Origin of the sequence: Allobosea sp. RAF48 (genome assembly GCF_052114025.1) — a bacterium.
Classification (GTDB): Bacteria; Pseudomonadota; Alphaproteobacteria; order Rhizobiales; family Beijerinckiaceae; genus Allobosea.
This window is the reverse complement of record NZ_JBFRDZ010000021.1, coordinates 18,401-35,120: the sequence shown is the minus strand read 5'-3', so window position 1 is coordinate 35,120 and position 16,720 is coordinate 18,401. Positions and strand designations below refer to the sequence as shown.

Sequence of the window (16,720 nt, the reverse complement as noted above, 5' to 3'; positions counted from 1 at the left end):
CCTGCCGAGGCCTTGCCTCAGAGCAGGATGACCTTGTTCGACAGCTCGTCGACATCGCCGGGAACCGGCGGGGCGTGCTGTGCCAACACCACGCCGACGCCATCGACCGCCTTGATCAGCCCCTCGGTGAGCCTGTCTTCGCGCGCCGCCGCCAGCAGCGGCTCGATGATGCCACCCCAGGTGTCCTGGTCCACAAGCCCGTCGATCCCGGTGTCGGCGAGGATTTCGGCATAGCGCTCCTGCAGCGCGATATAGAGCAGCACGCCAGTGCGCGCCCTGGTTCGCGTCAGGCCCCGCGCCGTGAATTCGCGCAGCGCCGCCTCATGCGCCCGCCGGCGCTTGACGAAGCCCGGCACGAAGCGCCCGCCGCGCCCATACCAAAGGAGCCCTGCCAGCAGCAGCGCGGCGCAGAAAAGCTGGATCATGAATATGCGCTGAGCGCTCAACGCCGTCAGTGACAGCAGCGGCCACGGCACGAACAGCGCGAGCGTGAGCGCCATGACCACCGGGACGTTGCGGTAGCTCGAAGCCGCCCGGTCAATCACGACCACGATCTCGCCTGCCGTCTGCAATTCGGCCCGGCGCACGGCCTCCGCGATCGCATCCCTGTCAGCGGCATCCATCACCAGTCTCCCGAAGCCCCGCCACCGCCGGAAGAGCCTCCGCCACCCGAAAATCCGCCGCCCGAGCTCCAGCCGCCTCCGCCACCGCCCCAGCCGGAACCGCTGCTCCAGCCGGATCCGGAGCCTGTGCTCGGGGGCAGGATTACCCACTGCCCGTTGCGCAGGCGATGCCGCCGCGCCCCGCCCTGCTGGCTCACGCTGCGCAGGAAGGCGACGATGAACAGGAAGATGAAGAGCATCGCGACGATGACGGCGATGTCCTCGCCCAATGTGCTCTCGTCCGAGCGGACTTCGGCGCGCCGCTGCCATTCCTCCGCATCGCCGGCCAGGATCGTCAGGATGGCATCCACCCCGGCATCGATCCCCCCGGCGAAATCCCCGGTCTTGAACTTCGGCGCGATGGCGGTGGTGATGATGACCTTGGAGAGCGCGTCGGTCAGCGCCCCTTCGAGACCGTAGCCGACCTCGATGCGGACCTTGCGCTCCTTCGGCGCGACGATCAACAGCACGCCGTTGTTCTTGGCTTTCTCGCCGAGCTTCCAGTGCCGGAAGAGGCCGTTGGCGAAATCCTCGATCGTGACGTCCTGAAGCGACGGCACCGTCGCGACGACGACCTGATCGGAGGTTTTGTCCTCATGTGCCTTGAGCTTGTCCTCGATCCGCTTTCGGACGTCGGGGGCGAGCAGGTTGGCGCCGTCGACGACCCGGCCCGTCAGGCTGGGATAGGACGGCTCGGCGGCGTGCGCGAGGCCGCTCCAGAGCAGGAGAGACAGCGCCAGCGCGACATGCCAGAGCGTCTTTCTCGGGCGCAGCGAAGCGCAGAGCCGAGAATCTCTGGCAGGAGATGCCCGGGTCAGGCCCGGGCATGACGCGATGCCCAGCATCACGCGATGCGCTTCAGAACTTCACCGCGGGCGGCCGCTCCGCACCAGTGGCGGCCGTGAAGGTCTCCATCGGCTTTGCGCCCCAGAACAGCTTCGCCCATATCACGCCCGGGAAGGTGCGGATCTCCGTGTTGAAAGCCTGCACGGCCTGGATGTAGTCGCGCCGTGCCACCGCCACTCGGTTTTCTGTACCCTCCAGCTGCGACTGCAGGGCGAGGAAGTTCTGGTTCGACTTCAGATCCGGATAGCGCTCGACCGTGACGAGCAGCCGCCCCAGCGCGCCGGTGAGCTGGTTCTGCGCATCCTGGAATTCCTTGAACTTCAGGGGGTCGTTGACGGTCGAAGCATCGACCTTGACCTGCGTCGCCTTGGCGCGGGCCTCGATCACGGCGGTCAACACGTCGCGCTCCTGCGCGGCATAGCCCTTCACCGTCTCGACGAGATTAGGAATCAGGTCGGCCCGGCGCTGATACTGATTCTGCACCTCGGACCACGCCGCCTTCGCCTTCTCCTCCAGCGTCGGCACGTTGTTATAGCCGCAGCCGGCGAGCGCGACGCCGATTAGGCCGAGCACGAGCCACGCGATCGGGCGGCGCAGATGGGTGGAAAACGACATGCCGAAAACCCCTTTTGGCAGCGTCACAACGGTCTCGATTCGGAACTCTACCTGTCGCGACGCGCCGGTCCAAGCTGGCAGACCGCGGCGAATGGCCTATTCTGCCCGCTATCCTCGGAGTTGAGCCATGCGCCTACCCCTCCTTCTGCCCCTGACCGCAGCCCTGCTGACCACCCAGATCGCGACCGCCCAGTTGCTCGCCCCGGCGCCCGAAGCCGCCACAGGGCGTAGCATCAGGACACTTGGCACCGCCCAGCGCTTCATGGTCGCGGCCGCAAATCCGCTCGCCGCTGCAGCCGGGCGCGACATTCTGCGCGCCGGCGGCAGTGCGGCCGACGCCGCTATCGCCACCCAGCTCGTGCTCAATCTGGTCGAGCCGCAGAGCTCCGGCATCGGTGGGGGCGCCTTCTTCGTCTATTGGGGCGAGACCACTCGCAAAGTGACCACCCTTGACGGCCGCGAGACAGCGCCGGCGGCTGCCAAGCCGGATCGCTTCATGAAGGACGGCAAGCCGATGCGCTTCGCCGATGCCGTCATCGGCGGCCGCTCGGTCGGCGTGCCCGGCACGCTGAAGCTCCTGGAAGAGGTGCATCGCCGCTGGGGCAGGCTGCCCTGGGCCGATGTTGTGGCGCCGGCGCTGAAGCTGGCAGAGGAGGGCTTTGCCATCTCGCCTCGCCTCAATGGCTTGCTGGCCGGCGAGGCCAATCTGCCGAAGAACGCTCTCGCCGCCGCTTATTTCTACGAGCCGGACGGCAAGCCGAAGGCCGTAGGCACTATCCTGAAGAATCCGGCCTTCGCGGCCACGCTGCGCGCCATCGCCGCGCAGGGCGCGAAAGCGTTCTATGAGGGCGCAATCGCGGAGGACATCGTCGCGACCGTCGCCGGTCACCCCACCAATCCCGGTGACATGGCGCTCGCCGACCTCGCAGCCTACAAGGTCGAGGAGCGCGAGCCCGTCTGCGGCAGCTACCGCATCTGGCGCCTTTGCGGCATGGGGCCGCCGAGCTCGGGCGCCGTCGCCATCCAGCAGATTCTGGGCGTGCTGGAAGAACAGGATTTGCGCCGGATCGGTCCGGGCGCGGAGGCGGCGCACTGGTTCAGCGAAGCCGGCCGGCTCGCCTTCGCCGACCGGGCGCTCTATCTCGCCGATCCCGCCTTCATCAGCGTGCCCGTGCGCGGCCTGATCGACCGCGACTATATCCGCTCCCGCGCCAGCCTCGTCAGCCCGGAACGATCGATGGGCAAGGCCAGGCCGGGCGACCCTCCGAACAAGCGGGCGCAGCTCCTCGCTCCCTCCGATGGCATCGAGAACGGCACCAGCCATATCTCGGTGGTCGACGCGGACGGCAACGCCGTCGCCATGACCACGACGATCGAGGACGGCTTCGGCTCGCGCCTGATGACCAAGGGCGGCTTCCTGCTCAACAATGAGCTGACCGACTTCAACTTCGCGCCGGAGGAAGACGGCAAGCCTGTCGCAAACCGCGTCGAGCCCGGCAAGCGGCCGCGCTCCTCGATGGCACCGACACTGGTCTTCGATGCCTTCGGCCGGCTCTACGCCGTCACCGGCTCGCCGGGCGGCAGCCAGATCATCGGCTATGTCGCCAAGACGCTGGTCGCACTGCTCGACTGGAAGATGGACCCGCAACAGGCGGTCGACTTCGGCAATTTCGGCAGCCGCAACGGCCCGACCGAGCTGGAAAGGGGGACGGAGGCCGAGGCCTGGAAGGCCGCGCTGGAAGCGAAGGGCCACGAGGTCCGGCTGCTGGAGATGACCTCCGGCACCCAGGCCATCGTCAAGACGCCCGAGGGTTTCCTTGGCGGCGCCGATGGACGGCGGGAGGGTGTCGCGATCGGGGACTGAGCTGCGTCATGACACTGTCATCTTGCGAGCGCGTGCATCCCGCGCTCCACCGAGGACCACTCTCATGCGCTCCGTCGCTCTCGCCTTCCTGACCCTGCTCGCGCTCTCTGCCCCGCCGCTAAGAGCCGAAGAAGCCAAGCCCTTCGCCACAGCCGCCTCCATCGATCTGCGCGCCGTCCTCAAGCCGCCGCCGGCCCAGGACTCCGCTCAGACCAAGGCCGAGCTCGGCGAAGTTCTCACCATCCAGGTCACCCGCTCGGCCGAGATGGAAGCGCAGGCTCAGGCCGATGCCGTCGAGGACATCTGGCGCTTCGCCGGCGTCATGGGTCCGGCATTCAAGGCCGAATCCTTGCCTGTGTTCTCGGCCTTCTTCGATCGCGTCGTCTCGACCGAAGGCGCGGTGGTCGATCCGGCCAAGGACAGCTGGAAGCGCCCGCGCCCGCATCAGGCGAGCGCGCTGGTGAAGCCGGTGGTGAAGATTTCCAATTCCGGCGCCTATCCGTCCGGCCACACCACCGTCGGAACACTCATGGGCATCGTGTTGTCCAACATGGTGCCGGAGAAGCGCACCGAGATCATGGACAGGGCCTGGGCCTATGGCTGGAACCGCGTGATCGGCGGGATTCACTATCGCTCGGATATCGAAGCCGGCCGGATCGCCGGATCGGTCATCGCCGCTCGGATCATGGAGCAGCCGGAATTCCAAACCGAGTTCGCCGCCGCCAAGGCTGAACTGCGGAAGGTGCTCGGGCTCTAAGAGCCGGATTGCGTTGCAATCTGGATCGGCGCGCGCTCTGAGCGTCGCTCAATGACGCGGGGCGGCGGCCGCATTGCGCTCGCCGCCGGCGCCGCGTCCGGCGATCAGCCAGTAGACGAAGCCCGTCGCAGCGCCGACCAGGAAGAGCCCGGAGATGATCTGGATCTCCGCGTGGCTCGGCGCGCGTGACAATCTCAGCATGGCGAGCGGCAGCAGCGCCGCCAGCGCCCCGGTCAATCCGGCTTGGATCAGGCCACTCCGCAGCCGGAACAGCTCGCTGCCGATCGCGACCAGCACCACCGGCGCGACGATGATCGCCATCCCCAGCCGCCCGATCAGGCCGAAAGCCGCCTGCGCGGCAGGTGCCGGGTCGATGCCGCTTTCGGCCAGCCCGAACAGGATGTCGACTAGCCGCTCGATGCCGCCGCCGATCAGCAGCGCCACCGCTGGCGAAGCTACGCTCGCCATGGCCAGGAAGAACAGCCCCGCCCCCATCGCGACGAGGCAGGCGAAGGGGATCAGCAGAATCCAGCGTAGCAAGGCTTACTCCGCCGCGACGGCCGGCGCAGACTGCGCCTCTTCCTGCTCCAGCATCAGCCGGGCGCGGGCCGAGAGCTTCTCGGTCTCGCTCTTGAGCTGGCCGCAGGCGGCCAGGATGTCCCGCCCGCGCGGCGTCCGGACCGGCGAGGCATAGCCGGCGCGGAAGACGATCTCGGAGAAGCGCTCGATCCGGTCCCAGTCCGAGCACTCGTATTTCGTGCCGGGCCAGGGGTTGAACGGGATCAGGTTGATCTTGGCCGGGATGCCCTTGAGCAACCGGACCAGCTCCCGCGCCTCGGCGTCGGAGTCGTTCACGCCCTTGAGCATGACGTACTCAAACGTGATCCGTTTCGCGTTCGACAGGCCAGGATAGTTCCGGCAGGCCTCGAGCAGGTCCTTGATCGGGTATTTCTTGTTCAGCGGCACCAGCTCGTTGCGCAAATCGTCGCGCACCGCATGCAGCGAGATCGCCAGCATCGTGCCCATCTCCTCGCCGAGCGGGCCGATCTGCGGCACCACGCCGGAGGTCGAGACGGTGATGCGACGGCGCCCGATCGACAGGCCCTGATCGTCGGTGATCACGGCGATCGCATCGCGCACGCCGTCGAAATTGTAGAGCGGCTCGCCCATGCCCATGAAGACGATGTTCGAGACGAAGCGCCCGCCATCATTCGGCACGAAGGCGCCATCGGGCGCCGCCCGATTCGGGAAATCGCCGAGCCGGTCGCGCGCCACCATCACCTGCGCGACGATCTCCTCGGTCGTGAGATTGCGCACCAGGCGCTGCGTGCCGGTATGGCAGAAGGTGCAGGTCAGCGTGCAGCCGACCTGGCTGGAGACGCAGAGCGTGCCGCGGTCGACCTCGGGGATATAGACGCATTCGATCTCGGCGCCGCGGTCGTGCGGGCCGGTCGAGGGCATGCGCATCAGCCATTTGCGCGTGCCGTCGGTCGAGACCTGCTCGGCAGTGACCGTCGGCAGGTCGAGCGAGAAATGCTCGGCCAGCTGCCCGCGCAGCCCCTTGCCGATCGTCGTCATCGCGTCGAATTCACGCACCCCGTAATGATAGATCCAGTTCCAGAGCTGGCCGACGCGCATGCGCCGCTCCTTCTCGGGAACGCCGATCTCGGCAAGCGCCTCGGTGAGGCCGGCGCGGGTACGCCCCACCAGCGAGGGGCGTCGAGAAACGGTTTCGGCCGCCGGAGCGGCAGGTGCGGAAACGGACACGGTCATCGGAGCTCTGTCGTCGCCCATCTGGGAAGGCGCGGGATTTCGCCGCTCCCTAGCACAAATGCGGGAAAACCGGAAATCGTCACAGATATGTGCTGCGCGCGCCTAGCTTGAATGTCCGCCGAACTGCGGCAGATCGTCGGTAATCTCGAACCACGGCGCCTTCGAGCCGACGAAGATATGCCGGTCCGGCCGGACGCCCGGCGCATCCTCGAGCGTACCCAGCGCGACGTGGACATAGGCTCCATCGCGAACGACGGAGAACAGGAGCGAGCCGCAGCGCCCGCAATGCGCGTCGTGATTATGGACCTCTCCGACGATCAGCAGGCTTTCGGCTCCGTCGATGACGGAGAGCTTGTCGCGCTCGATGCCGGCGAAGGGCTTGAAAGCCGACCCGGTGGTGCGCCGGCACTGCGAGCAATGGCAATTGGCGGCGTAGCGAAAGGCGTCCGCCACCTCGTAGCGCGACTGCCCGCAATAGCAGCGCCCCCGCAGCCGGCGCTCCATTGTGGTCGCGGCCGGCGTCATGGTGCCGATCGCCTTATTTGCAGGCGTCTTCGGCGCGCTTCACGATCTGGCTGATCCCGGCGAGCGAGTACTTGTCCGCGGTGGCGTTGCCGCGCTTCGAGGTCGCCTTGATCTCCAGCCCGGAGCCACGGCGCATCGCGTCGAGCATGCGCGGCTCCTCGGCCGGGTTCTTCAGCCACATGTTCTGGCCCTTGGCGACCAGCGCGAAGCGATCATTGCCGATGAGGGCCTGATGCTCGACGCCTTCCTTGACGTCGAAGTTCATCACGAAGCTGATCTCGTTGCGGACGCCCTCACCCGGCCGGCTGGAGACGAAGAGCATGCCCTCGACATCCTTGAGATTCACCGGCAAGCGGCTTTCCGGCTTGGCCAGCGCATAGCAGACCTTGGAACGGCCCTGCTGCGATGAGAAGGCCTGCCATTTGCCGGCCGTCTCCAGCAGCATCGCCTGCCCCTGTCCGGGACTGGCGGCAGGCGTGGCGGCGGCGGTAGCGGCAGGCTTCGGCTTGGCCGGAGCAGCCTCAGCCGGCAGACCGGCCAGAGCCAGCAATCCAGCCGTCAGGCCGAGCGCGGCGGCGATGCGGAAAAATGCGGCGTCGCGGGTGCGGAAGAAGGACTTGATCATGGACCGCCATCAGTCACTAAAAAACTTAATACCGCGTTTACCACGTGCTGACGGGGCAGATCGCGCTGGACGGCGGAATAGAGTGTTACGATCCTGGCGAAAATGCGAACGGCTCCGTTGCCGGCTGGTTCCCCGCGCCGGGCGGCCATGGCACAGTCCGGCGCCCAGGGCGGCAACGGTGGATCGACGATGAAGGCCTTGCTCTGCGAACACCTCGGACCGGCCGAGGAACTCGTCATCCGCGCCTTGCCGGAGCCGAAACCGGGCCCCGGCGAGGTCGTCATCGCCGTGAAGGCGGCTGCGCTCAATTTCTTCGACACGCTGATCATCCGGGGTCGCTATCAGACCAAGCCGGCCTTCCCCTTTTCTCCCTCGGCCGAATGCGCCGGCACCATCGCCGCTTTGGGCGAAGGTGTCACCGGCTGGCGCGTCGGTGAGCGCGTTGCGGCCTGGATGGGCTATGGCGCAGCGCGCGAGAAGGTCGCGGTGCCGGCCGAGGCGCTGGTTCGCGTGCCCGACAAGCTCGACGACGCGCAGGCCGCCAGCCTGTTCGTCACCTATGGCACCGCGATGCACGGGCTGATCCAGCGCGCGCATCTGAAGGCGGGCGAGACGCTGGCGATCCTCGGCGCTTCCGGCGGAGCAGGGCTTGCCGCGGTCGAGATCGGCGCGCTCCTCGGCGCCCATGTCATCGCCTGCGCCTCCTCGCCCGACAAGCTCGCGCTCGCCCGCGAGCATGGCGCGCAGGAGGAGGTCGACTATGCGCAGAACGACATCCGCGCCGCCCTGAAGAAGCTCACCAACGGGCGCGGCGTCGATGTGCTCTACGATACGGTCGGCGGCGAGTTCGCCGAGCCGGCCCTGCGGTCGATGGCCTGGGAAGGGCGCTACCTCGTCGTCGGCTTCGCCGGGGGCGAGATCCCGAAGATCCCGCTCAACCTGCTTCTGCTCAAGGGCTGCGACCTGCGCGGCGTGTTCTGGGGCGAGTTCGTCGCCCGCGAGCCGGCCGCGCATCGGCGCAACATGGAGCGCCTGCTGGAATGGGCGGCAGGCGGCCATATCCGCGCCCATGTCCACGCCACCTTCCCGCTGGAGCGCTGGACGGAAGCCTATGCGCTGATCGGCGACCGCAAGGCCAAGGGCAAGATCGTCCTGACGCTGTGACGGCTGAGTTTCAAGAATGCCGTGATGACACCCAGCGCCGTCATCCCGGGCGACCGCAGGGAGACCCGGGATCCATTCCGGCACGGTTCAGGCATGGATCCCGGATCAGCGCGGCTGCGCCGCTTGTCCGGGATGACCGCATATTTCCAGTGAAAGCTCACTAAAGCTCCGCCAGCGCGCTCCTCGCCCGCTCGCGATGTGCGGGTGTGATCGAGCCGGCCACCGCCGCGATGGCGGCCGCGATGACCGCCGCATCGTCGGTGAAGCCGATGAGCGGCATGAAGTCGGGAATCGCATCCACCGGCAGCACGAAATAGCCGAGCGCGGCGAGCAGCGTCATGCGCACGCGCCGCGGCGTTGCCGGATCGCGCGCGCAGAACCACGCGGCCAGCAGATCCTCGGCAAACGGTATGCGCTTCGCGACGCGCTTGAGTCGGGCCATGAAATCGGTGCCGAACTTCGCCTCGTCGCGCAGGCTCTTGCGGATCGCCTCCATCTCCTCGCGGCTGAAGCTTGCGCTGAACCCTTCGCTCATTCCTGTCCTGCTCCTTGGCGTCCGGTGACGCTCATGGTCGCGCGCCTCGTCCGGGCCCGCCATGTCGAAAGATGGCCCCGCCGCAATCCTGCACAAGAGGCCTGCCGGAAAACCCGCTTGGAGCAGGCTGCGACGCCCTCTAAACCGGATTTGAAACCAAGACGAACGGGAAACGCGCCATGAAACTCGATTCCTCCCTCGCCGCCATCGTCACCGGCGGCGCCTCCGGCCTCGGCGAAGCGACGGCACGCATGCTCGCCGGCCAGGGCGTCAAGGTGGCGCTGCTCGACCTCAACGCCGAGCGCGGCGAGGCGATCGCGGAGGAGATCGGCGGCATCTTCTGCAGCTGCGACGTCACCAGCGAAACCTCCGTCGACGAGGCGCTGGCCAGGGCCCGCGCTGCCCATGGCGTCGCCCGCATCATCGTCAACTGCGCCGGCATCGCGCCCGGCCGCCGCGTCGTGTCGAAGAAGCGCGACACCGGCGAGCTCGTCGCACACGACCTCGCCACCTTCGAGAAGGCGGTCGCGATCAACCTGACCGGCACCTTCCGCATCATCGCGAAATCCGCCGCGGCGCTGGCCGGGCTCGATCCGATTACCGCCGATGGCAGCCGCGGCGTCATCATCTGCACCGCCTCCGTGGCGGCTGAGGACGGCCAGATCGGCCAGGCCGCCTATGGCGCCTCCAAGGCAGGCGTCGTCGGCATGACCCTGCCGATTGCTCGCGATCTCGCTGGGGTCGGTATCCGCATCGTCACGATCATGCCCGGCCTGTTCGAGACCCCGATGTTCGCCGGCCTTCCCGAGGAAGCCAAGGCTTCGCTCGCCGTCTCGGTGCCGCATCCCTCGCGCCTCGGCCGCCCGGCGGAATACGCCGCGCTGGCCCGCAGCATCATCGAGAACGACATGCTGAACGGCACGACGATCCGCCTCGACGGCGCGATCCGCCTCGCGCCGAAATAGGGTCGTCATTGCGAGCGCAGCGAAGCAATCTAGGGGCGCGTGGAACTTTTCCGCCCCTGGATTGCTTCGTCGCTGACGCTCCTTGCAATGACGCCTTCAGACGATCCGGTAGACCTCGCCGGCACCGCGGTCCCGGTAGAGATCCACCCGTTCGCCGTTCCAGTGATAGTCGAGATGCCGTCCCTGCACCGGGTGGCTGGCTCCATCGGGATAGAACAGCCCGGCGCATTCGCCGTCGGGACAGCGCACGCTGGGATAGACGACGCCTGCCGAGCCGATCTCCCGCAATCCGACGCCGAGAGCCTGACTTGCGGCATAATCCACCGGATCGAGCAGAGGGGAACCTTCGGCCCCGAGTGCCCGGACATCATGCAGCGCGGCATCGATCTCCAGGACGATCTCGCGGAATTGCGAGGTCCAGCCCGGCGGCTGCACTGTGGCCAGCATGAAACGGGTATGGTGATGGATCGTCTCGAGCAACGCGACCTCGAAACGATCGCCCGCATAGAGCACGCCGAAGCCGCCGTCGCTGAAACGGCTCGGCCGATCGGGGCTGACATGGGTGAAGGGCGCCATCAGCCAGGTCGCGCCCGGCCCCGATACGCGCCGCTCCGGCGGCACGAGATCGAGGTTGCCGATCGTCTCCATCAGGCGCGGATTGGTCTTCTGCTCGGCCGCGATCAGGAGCGACCAGTCGGCCGGGTCGGCAATATCCTCGAACAGGTCGATCGGCGGGAAGATGCTGCGGATGATCCGCACCGCCCCGCGCCATTCGACCTCCACGACCGGCAGGCTCGCCGGATCGATCACCAGGCGCCCCGCTCGGCGTCGAGCAGGCGGCGCACCCGCATCAGGTCGGTCAATTCGCCGCCGAGCATGGCATCCAGCGCCGATTTGCCGGCGAAATCGCTGTTGGGCCGCTTGATCCAGTCATAGCCGCGCTGCGGTTCGACGAAGATCAGCCGGAGCGCCTTGTGGATGCCCATCAGGTTGGAGAGCCGTGCCTTGCCGTCGCGCGAGATGCGGCCGATCTCGCCGGCTTTCCAGCGCCGGTAGCTCCTGACCGGCAGATCGATCAGCACCGCCGCTTCCTCGTCGGTGACGCGCCAGAGCCGGAACAGGTTCACGGCAGCCCGGAACATGGCGGCCGCCTCTTCGTCCGTGATCGGATCGGGAGCGAAATCGCGCTCGGCCGTCTCGACGCGCAGCAGGGTTGCCATGGCATCGCTCTCCATTTGGCATAAAATGGATACAATGATGCCAAATGGCAAGGTCCTCTTAGGGCGCGGTCATTACGGGCACCGAAGGGAGGCCCAGGATCCATGTCTGAAGCTTCATCGGAAGCTCCGGCATTGATCCCGGATCGGGGCGACATCGTCGCTTGCCCGGGATGACGGCGCGGAGGTCGGTTAGACCTTATCCTCGATCTTCGTCGGCTTGATCTCGTGCTTCAGGATCAGCGGCGTCTGCGCCAGGGCGAAGGCCATGGTCAGCGGCATCACGCCCCAGACCTTGAAGGCCACCCAGAAATCCTGCGTCTGCGTGCGCCAGACCACCTCGTTCAGCGCGGCCAGCACGAAGAAGAACAGGCCCCAGCGGAAGGTCAGCTTGCGCCAGCCCTCCTCGTCGAGCTGAAGCACCGTTTCCAGCACCAGCGAGAGCAGCGAGCGCCCGAAGAACAGCCCTCCGAGCAGCACGCAGCCGAACAGTGCGTTCACGATGGTCGGCTTGACCTTGATGAAGAAGGCATCGTCTAGCGCCAGCGTCAGCCCGCCGAAGACGGTGACGACGATGGCGTTCACGATCGCCATGCGCGGCAGATAGCCCATCAGCACCCGCGCCAGCGCCAGCGCCACCAGCGAGGCCACGATGAAGATGCCGGTCGCGACGAAGATGCGCCGGTCCTCAGCAACGTGGAACAGCCGGTCGCCGTAGGAATTCGCGAAGAAGAAGATCGCCAGCGGCCCGAACTCGAGCGCCAGTTTCAGCAGCGGATTCACCGCCTTGCCCTTGCCCGCCGCGTCCACCGCCTGCCTCATCGTCTCGCTCACGCCGCCTCTCCCAACCCCGCGACGGCGCGGGCGAAGTCGCGCGCCGAGAACGGCTCCAGATCCTCGACGCTCTCGCCGACGCCGATGAAATGCACGGGCAGGCCAAACTGAGCCGCCAGCGCCACCAGGATGCCGCCGCGCGCCGTGCCGTCGAGCTTGGTCATCACGAGCCCGGTCACGCCTGCCGTTTCGCGGAAGGCCTCGACCTGGCTGATCGCGTTCTGGCCGACGGTGGCGTCGAGCACCAGCAGCGCGGCATGGGGTGCGCTCGGATCTTGCTTGCGGATGACGCGCACGACCTTGGCGAGCTCGTCCATCAGCCCCTGCTTGTTCTGCAGCCGCCCGGCGGTGTCGATCAGCAGCACGTCCGTGCCATCAGCCTTGGCCTTCTGCAGCGCCTCGAAGGCAAGGCCCGAGGCATCGGCGCCCTGCTGGCCGAAGACGACCTCAGCCCCGGTGCGCTCGCCCCAGACGCGCAGCTGCTCGATCGCGGCCGCGCGGAAGGTATCGCCGGCGGCGAGCATCACCGATTTCCCCTCGGCGCGGAATTTCGCAGCGAGCTTGCCGATCGTCGTGGTCTTGCCGGAGCCATTGACCCCGACCATCAATAGCACGAACGGCTTTTTCGTGGCGTCGATCACCAGCGGCTGCGCCACGGGCACGAGGATCGTCTCGACCTCGCGCGCCAGGATCGCCTTCACCTCGGCCGGCTCGATCTGCTTGTCGTAGCGCCCGTCGCCGACAGCCTTGGCGATGCGGGCCGAGGTGGCGAGGCCGAGATCGGCCTGGATCAGGATGTCCTCGAGATCCTCCAGCGTGCCGGCATCGAGCTTGCGCTTGGTGAAGAGGTCTGTGATCCCCGTCGTCAGCGCCGACGAGGTCCGCGACAAGCCCTCGGTCAGGCGCCGCCACCAGCTCCGCTTCGGCTGCGGCGCGGGGACTGAAACAGGCTCAGGAGCCGTAACGGGCTCGGGCGGCGAAACGACGGCGACCTCGGGCTCCCCTTCCGGCTCCATCGGAGGCGCAGCGCTTTCGACCGGCGCCGGTGGTGCGGCGGGCTCGGGAGCGGGGACCTCAACAGAGGGCACTTCCGCGTCGGCAACCGGCGGAGCAGCGATCTCTTCGACTTCCGGCGTCAGCTCCTCTACAGGCTCGACCGCCAGCTCGGTCGCCGCCTCCGGCGCCTGTGCCGGCTTCACCGGCTCTTCCTCGCGCCCGAACAGCCTCGAAAAGAAGCCGCGTTTCTTCGGTTCGGTCTCGCTCATCGCCATCCTGTCTTCGGTTCGGCGGGCATCTTTGGTTGCGCCGCCGGGCCGGCTTCGCTAGCGCAATGCCATGGCAGCGCCGGACCGACCAGAAAATTCGCTATCCCCCGGGCAGATCGACCAGGAGCTGCCGGTGCCGCTGCTTTATCGCGACGCCATGATGCTCGTCATCGACAAGCCCGCCGGATTGCCCTCGCATCGCGGCCCGCAGGCCAAGCGCCGCATCATTCCCGTCCTGACCGATTATCTCGATCAGTTCCGCTTCGGCCTGCCGCGCCGGCCGGAGGCTGCCCACCGGCTCGACAAGGACACCTCCGGCTGCCTCGTGCTCGGCCGCCATCCCCGCGCCATGGCCGAGCTCAACCAGATGTTTCGCGATGGCCGGATCGGCAAGACCTACTGGGCGATCGTCCAGGGCGAACCAGCCGAGGACGAAGGCCTGATCGACCTGCCGCTGGCGCGCCGCTCGCCCGAGCGCGGCTGGTGGATGAAGGTCGATCCCGCCGGCCTGCCCTCGCAGACCCGCTATCGCGTGCTCGGGCGCGGGCAGGACGATAGCGGCCCTCTCGCCTGGCTCGCCATGGAGCCGCTGACTGGCCGCACGCATCAGCTACGCGTCCATTGCCAGGCCTCCGGATGGCCGATGCTCGGCGACGAGATCTACGGCACGGCGCCGCGCGAGGGCGGCCCGGGCCTTCAGCTTCATGCCCGCGCCATCACCGTGCCGCTCTACCGCAAGCGCGAGCCGATCCAGGTCGAGGCGCCGCCACCACCGCATATGCTGGCGGCGCTGCGGGCTTGCGGGTGGAGCAGTCCCTGACGGCCTGGACAAAGACTTGGCCTTCATGCTCGGGCTTGCCCCGAGAATGACGGTGAACCCTCGTCAACTCGCCAGCGCGTCGATCGCCCGGGCGAGCTTGACGTCAAACTCCGTCAATCCGCCAGCATCATGGGTGGCGAGTGTCACTTCCACCGTCCGGTAGACGTTCGACCATTCGGGATGATGGTTCATCGCTTCCGCCAGCAATGCGACCCGCGTCATCCAGCCGAAGGCCTCGCTGAAGTCGCGGAAGACGAAGCGCCGGGTGATCGCCTCGCGCCCCTGCACCAGTTTCCAGCCGGTCAACGTTGCCAGCGCCTCGGCCTGTGCCTCCGGAGAGAGCCGCTTCGGTCTCGTCATCGGCGAATCTCCCGCGGCAGGCGATTCGGGTAGGACGGGCCGAGCGGATAGGCGGCTTCCAGCACATAGGGCCCACCGCCGATCGAATCGCGCGATGACATCAGCGCGACGCGGCGCGCTGTGAAGCTGATCGGCCTGATGATCGGATGCAGGCCGAGATAATGCGCGACCTCGGTCGGCATGGTGTCGCGTAGCCGCGCCAGCGTGACATGGGGCACGAATTTGCGGCCCTCCGCCGGCAGCCCGATGCGGCGCATCTGCCGCTCGATATCGCCCTGCAGATCGGTCAGTGCCTTCGTCGGCATTGCGCGGGCGAAGACGGCGCGCGGCTTGTCGCCGCCGAAGCTGCCGAGCGCGTCGAGCGTGACCTCGAAGGGATAGGCGCCGATATCGGAGAGCATGTGGTCGACATCGTTCGCCATGCGCCGGTCGACATCGCCCAGGAAGCGCAGGGTGATGTGGTAGTCGGACGGCTCGATCCAGCGGGCCCCCGACAGGCCGCCGCGATGCAGCGTCAGCTCGCTTGCAACCTCGGCGGGAATTTCCAGAGCGATGAAAAGCCTCGGCATGAGTGAATCCCTTGCCAAGCAATTGTGACTCTGGCGAGACGGTAAGCGCGCAGCCGGCTCAAGGGAACCGTTTTTGCGGATATTGCACCGGCGACATCATCGTCATGCTCGGGCTCGACCCGGGCATCTCATGCCGGAAGAGGCTCGCGGCGCCGTCGCGTCCGGAGCTTCCCGGGCCGAAGCTCCGCTTCGGCCCGGGAATGACGTCACACCGTCAGGGGCAGGGATTGCCGACGAGCTGATGGATCGCGTCGATCTTCGCCTCGATTTCGAGCGACAGCTTGACGTCGATCGAGGCGATATCGGTCTTGAGCTGCTCCATCGAGGTCGCGCCGATGATGTTCGACGTCACGAAGGAGCGGCTGTTGACGAAGGCCAGCGCCATCTGCGCCGGATCGAGGCCTGCCTCCCGGGCGAGCGCGATGTAGCGCTTGATCGCATCCTCGGCACCGGCGCCCTCATAGCGCTGGCCACGATCGAACAGCGTCGTGCGTGCGCCCGCCGGGCGTGCGCCGTCGAGATATTTGCCGGTGAGATAGCCCTGCGCCAGGGGCGAATAGGCGAGGAGCCCGACATCGTCGCGCAGCGCGACCTCGGCGAGCGCCGTTTCGAAGGTGCGGTTGAGCAGGTTGTAGGCGTTCTGGATCGACTGCACGCGCGGTGTGCCGCGCGCCTCCGAATCCGTCACGAAGCGCATCGTGCCCCAGGCGCTCTCGTTTGAGAGGCCGAGATGGCGGATCTTGCCGGCCTTCACCAGTTCGCCGAAGGCGTCGAGCTGCTCGGGGATCGAGGTCTCGTCGGCCGGCTTCTCATAGGCCGCCTTCGAAAAACGCGTCGGGTTCGAGCCCCAGGGCATCGGCCGCTCCGGGAAATGGATCTGATAAAGATCGATATAGTCCGTCTGCAGCCGCTGCAGGCTCTTGTCGACGGCTTCGAGGATCTGCTTGCGCGTCAGCCGCGTCGGGCTCTTGTCGTCGCGGAACCAGGTATTGCCGCCGCGCCCGCAGATCTTCGACGCCAGGATGATCTTGTCGCGGTTGCCGCGGGCCTTGAACCAGCTCCCGATGATCCGCTCGGTCGAGCCTTGCGTCTCCGGCTTCGGCGGGATCGAGTAGAGTTCGGCGGTGTCGAAGAAATTGATGCCCTGCTCGACGGCGTAGTCCATCTGGGCGTGGCCTTCGGCCTCCGTGTTCTGCTCTCCCCAGGTCATGGTTCCCAAGCAGATCACCGAGACCTTGAGATCGGTGCGCCCGAGGCGGCGATATTCCATGGCGAAGCAACTCCGGAAGCGGGGCCGGCGGGCGGCGATGCAAGAATCGGGGAT

The 16,720-nt window shown here is 67.2% G+C and carries 20 protein-coding genes; 5 read left to right on the top strand and 15 right to left on the bottom strand.

Annotated features, from left to right (window positions below):
• Positions 1 to 17 precede the first annotated feature (17 nt).
• From AB4Z10_RS26970 to AB4Z10_RS26960, 3 genes are read right to left on the bottom strand one after another with little or no spacing between them, the layout of a single operon-like run.
• Entirely contained in the window at positions 18 to 623 is a 606-nt protein-coding gene (locus tag AB4Z10_RS26970) for a TPM domain-containing protein (protein ID WP_441473480.1), read from the bottom strand.
• A complete protein-coding gene (locus AB4Z10_RS26965) occupies positions 623 to 1,480 on the bottom strand; it encodes a TPM domain-containing protein (protein ID WP_441473511.1) in 858 nt (285 codons plus the stop codon). Before AB4Z10_RS26965 ends, AB4Z10_RS26970 begins: the two co-directional genes overlap by 1 nt.
• A 40-nt stretch (positions 1,481 to 1,520) precedes the next feature.
• Positions 1,521 to 2,123, bottom strand: a complete 603-nt coding sequence (locus AB4Z10_RS26960; protein ID WP_441473479.1) for a LemA family protein — start codon at positions 2,121 to 2,123, stop codon at positions 1,521 to 1,523.
• 127 nt (positions 2,124 to 2,250) lie between these two features.
• Between AB4Z10_RS26960 and ggt the strand changes: the two genes are divergently transcribed.
• Together ggt and AB4Z10_RS26950 are read left to right on the top strand one after the other, a co-directional pair.
• Positions 2,251 to 3,987: a gamma-glutamyltransferase gene (gene ggt / locus AB4Z10_RS26955; RefSeq protein WP_441473478.1), complete on the top strand. Its 1,737-nt coding sequence runs from the start codon at positions 2,251 to 2,253 to the stop codon at positions 3,985 to 3,987.
• A gap of 64 nt (positions 3,988 to 4,051) precedes the next feature.
• Entirely contained in the window at positions 4,052 to 4,744 is a 693-nt protein-coding gene (locus AB4Z10_RS26950; protein WP_441473477.1) for an acid phosphatase, read from the top strand.
• Between the two features lie 48 nt (positions 4,745 to 4,792).
• On the opposite strand, the gene AB4Z10_RS26945 is transcribed toward AB4Z10_RS26950, so the two are convergent.
• From AB4Z10_RS26945 to AB4Z10_RS26930, 4 genes are all read right to left on the bottom strand, one after another.
• Positions 4,793 to 5,284 (bottom strand): hypothetical protein, encoded by a 492-nt coding sequence (locus AB4Z10_RS26945; RefSeq protein ID WP_441473476.1) that lies wholly within the window; start codon positions 5,282 to 5,284, stop codon positions 4,793 to 4,795.
• 3 nt (positions 5,285 to 5,287) lie between these two features.
• Complete coding sequence (rlmN, locus tag AB4Z10_RS26940; protein WP_441473475.1) at positions 5,288 to 6,517, bottom strand: dual-specificity RNA methyltransferase RlmN; 1,230 nt, start codon at positions 6,515 to 6,517, stop codon at positions 5,288 to 5,290.
• A 102-nt stretch (positions 6,518 to 6,619) separates the two neighbouring features.
• The gene (locus tag AB4Z10_RS26935; RefSeq protein ID WP_441473474.1) at positions 6,620 to 7,042 is read right to left on the bottom strand and encodes a GFA family protein; all 423 of its coding nucleotides are present in this window, start codon (positions 7,040 to 7,042) and stop codon (positions 6,620 to 6,622) included.
• A gap of 13 nt (positions 7,043 to 7,055) precedes the next feature.
• Positions 7,056 to 7,667, bottom strand: a complete 612-nt coding sequence (locus tag AB4Z10_RS26930) for an invasion associated locus B family protein (RefSeq protein ID WP_441473473.1) — start codon at positions 7,665 to 7,667, stop codon at positions 7,056 to 7,058.
• A gap of 189 nt (positions 7,668 to 7,856) precedes the next feature.
• On the opposite strand from AB4Z10_RS26930, the gene AB4Z10_RS26925 reads away from it, so the two are divergent.
• Complete coding sequence (locus tag AB4Z10_RS26925; RefSeq protein WP_441473510.1) at positions 7,857 to 8,831, top strand: NADPH:quinone oxidoreductase family protein; 975 nt, start codon at positions 7,857 to 7,859, stop codon at positions 8,829 to 8,831.
• Between the two features lie 160 nt (positions 8,832 to 8,991).
• Here the strand turns inward: AB4Z10_RS26925 and AB4Z10_RS26920 are convergent, their stop codons facing one another.
• Positions 8,992 to 9,429 (bottom strand): YkvA family protein, encoded by a 438-nt coding sequence (locus tag AB4Z10_RS26920; RefSeq protein WP_441473472.1) that lies wholly within the window; start codon positions 9,427 to 9,429, stop codon positions 8,992 to 8,994.
• 116 nt (positions 9,430 to 9,545) lie between these two features.
• On the opposite strand from AB4Z10_RS26920, the gene AB4Z10_RS26915 reads away from it, so the two are divergent.
• Entirely contained in the window at positions 9,546 to 10,331 is a 786-nt protein-coding gene (locus AB4Z10_RS26915) for an SDR family NAD(P)-dependent oxidoreductase (RefSeq protein ID WP_441473471.1), read from the top strand.
• A 96-nt stretch (positions 10,332 to 10,427) separates the two neighbouring features.
• On the opposite strand, the gene AB4Z10_RS26910 is transcribed toward AB4Z10_RS26915, so the two are convergent.
• From AB4Z10_RS26910 to ftsY, 4 genes are all read right to left on the bottom strand, one after another.
• The gene (locus AB4Z10_RS26910; RefSeq protein ID WP_441473470.1) at positions 10,428 to 11,141 is read right to left on the bottom strand and encodes an RES family NAD+ phosphorylase; all 714 of its coding nucleotides are present in this window, start codon (positions 11,139 to 11,141) and stop codon (positions 10,428 to 10,430) included.
• Complete coding sequence (locus tag AB4Z10_RS26905) at positions 11,138 to 11,551, bottom strand: MbcA/ParS/Xre antitoxin family protein (protein ID WP_441473469.1); 414 nt, start codon at positions 11,549 to 11,551, stop codon at positions 11,138 to 11,140. The genes AB4Z10_RS26910 and AB4Z10_RS26905 overlap by 4 nt, the downstream gene beginning before the upstream one ends.
• Before the next feature lie 189 nt (positions 11,552 to 11,740).
• Positions 11,741 to 12,370: a septation protein A gene (locus AB4Z10_RS26900; RefSeq protein WP_441473509.1), complete on the bottom strand. Its 630-nt coding sequence runs from the start codon at positions 12,368 to 12,370 to the stop codon at positions 11,741 to 11,743.
• Between the two features lie 8 nt (positions 12,371 to 12,378).
• The gene (gene ftsY / locus AB4Z10_RS26895; RefSeq protein ID WP_441473468.1) at positions 12,379 to 13,647 is read right to left on the bottom strand and encodes a signal recognition particle-docking protein FtsY; all 1,269 of its coding nucleotides are present in this window, start codon (positions 13,645 to 13,647) and stop codon (positions 12,379 to 12,381) included.
• A gap of 157 nt (positions 13,648 to 13,804) precedes the next feature.
• Between ftsY and AB4Z10_RS26890 the strand changes: the two genes are divergently transcribed.
• Positions 13,805 to 14,467, top strand: coding sequence for an RluA family pseudouridine synthase (locus AB4Z10_RS26890; RefSeq protein ID WP_441473508.1), 663 nt, complete (start codon positions 13,805 to 13,807; stop codon positions 14,465 to 14,467).
• A 63-nt stretch (positions 14,468 to 14,530) separates the two neighbouring features.
• Here the strand turns inward: AB4Z10_RS26890 and AB4Z10_RS26885 are convergent, their stop codons facing one another.
• From AB4Z10_RS26885 to AB4Z10_RS26875, 3 genes are all read right to left on the bottom strand, one after another.
• On the bottom strand, positions 14,531 to 14,827 hold the full coding sequence (locus tag AB4Z10_RS26885) for a 4a-hydroxytetrahydrobiopterin dehydratase (RefSeq protein ID WP_441473467.1): 297 nt from the start codon (positions 14,825 to 14,827) through the stop codon (positions 14,531 to 14,533).
• A complete protein-coding gene (gene thpR / locus AB4Z10_RS26880; RefSeq protein WP_441473466.1) occupies positions 14,824 to 15,396 on the bottom strand; it encodes an RNA 2',3'-cyclic phosphodiesterase in 573 nt (190 codons plus the stop codon). The genes AB4Z10_RS26885 and thpR overlap by 4 nt, the downstream gene beginning before the upstream one ends.
• 214 nt (positions 15,397 to 15,610) lie before the next feature.
• Positions 15,611 to 16,666: an aldo/keto reductase gene (locus AB4Z10_RS26875; protein WP_441473465.1), complete on the bottom strand. Its 1,056-nt coding sequence runs from the start codon at positions 16,664 to 16,666 to the stop codon at positions 15,611 to 15,613.
• Between the last annotated feature and the right edge of the window lie 54 nt (positions 16,667 to 16,720).

Coding starts and splice junctions, on each gene's coding strand:
- AB4Z10_RS26890 (WP_441473508.1), top strand. CDS start 13,805: ATGATGCTCGTCATCGACAAGCCCGCCGGATTGCCCTCGCATCGCGGC.
- AB4Z10_RS26920 (WP_441473472.1), bottom strand. CDS start 9,429: ATGGCGGGCCCGGACGAGGCGCGCGACCATGAGCGTCACCGGACGCCA.
- AB4Z10_RS26960 (WP_441473479.1), bottom strand. CDS start 2,123: ATGTCGTTTTCCACCCATCTGCGCCGCCCGATCGCGTGGCTCGTGCTC.
- ftsY (WP_441473468.1), bottom strand. CDS start 13,647: ATGAGCGAGACCGAACCGAAGAAACGCGGCTTCTTTTCGAGGCTGTTC.
- AB4Z10_RS26900 (WP_441473509.1), bottom strand. CDS start 12,370: ATGAGGCAGGCGGTGGACGCGGCGGGCAAGGGCAAGGCGGTGAATCCG.
- AB4Z10_RS26930 (WP_441473473.1), bottom strand. CDS start 7,667: ATGATCAAGTCCTTCTTCCGCACCCGCGACGCCGCATTTTTCCGCATC.
- AB4Z10_RS26925 (WP_441473510.1), top strand. CDS start 7,857: ATGAAGGCCTTGCTCTGCGAACACCTCGGACCGGCCGAGGAACTCGTC.
- AB4Z10_RS26970 (WP_441473480.1), bottom strand. CDS start 623: ATGGATGCCGCTGACAGGGATGCGATCGCGGAGGCCGTGCGCCGGGCC.
- ggt (WP_441473478.1), top strand. CDS start 2,251: ATGCGCCTACCCCTCCTTCTGCCCCTGACCGCAGCCCTGCTGACCACC.
- rlmN (WP_441473475.1), bottom strand. CDS start 6,517: ATGACCGTGTCCGTTTCCGCACCTGCCGCTCCGGCGGCCGAAACCGTT.
- AB4Z10_RS26950 (WP_441473477.1), top strand. CDS start 4,052: ATGCGCTCCGTCGCTCTCGCCTTCCTGACCCTGCTCGCGCTCTCTGCC.
- AB4Z10_RS26885 (WP_441473467.1), bottom strand. CDS start 14,827: ATGACGAGACCGAAGCGGCTCTCTCCGGAGGCACAGGCCGAGGCGCTG.
- AB4Z10_RS26935 (WP_441473474.1), bottom strand. CDS start 7,042: ATGACGCCGGCCGCGACCACAATGGAGCGCCGGCTGCGGGGGCGCTGC.
- AB4Z10_RS26905 (WP_441473469.1), bottom strand. CDS start 11,551: ATGGCAACCCTGCTGCGCGTCGAGACGGCCGAGCGCGATTTCGCTCCC.
- thpR (WP_441473466.1), bottom strand. CDS start 15,396: ATGCCGAGGCTTTTCATCGCTCTGGAAATTCCCGCCGAGGTTGCAAGC.
- AB4Z10_RS26875 (WP_441473465.1), bottom strand. CDS start 16,666: ATGGAATATCGCCGCCTCGGGCGCACCGATCTCAAGGTCTCGGTGATC.
- AB4Z10_RS26915 (WP_441473471.1), top strand. CDS start 9,546: ATGAAACTCGATTCCTCCCTCGCCGCCATCGTCACCGGCGGCGCCTCC.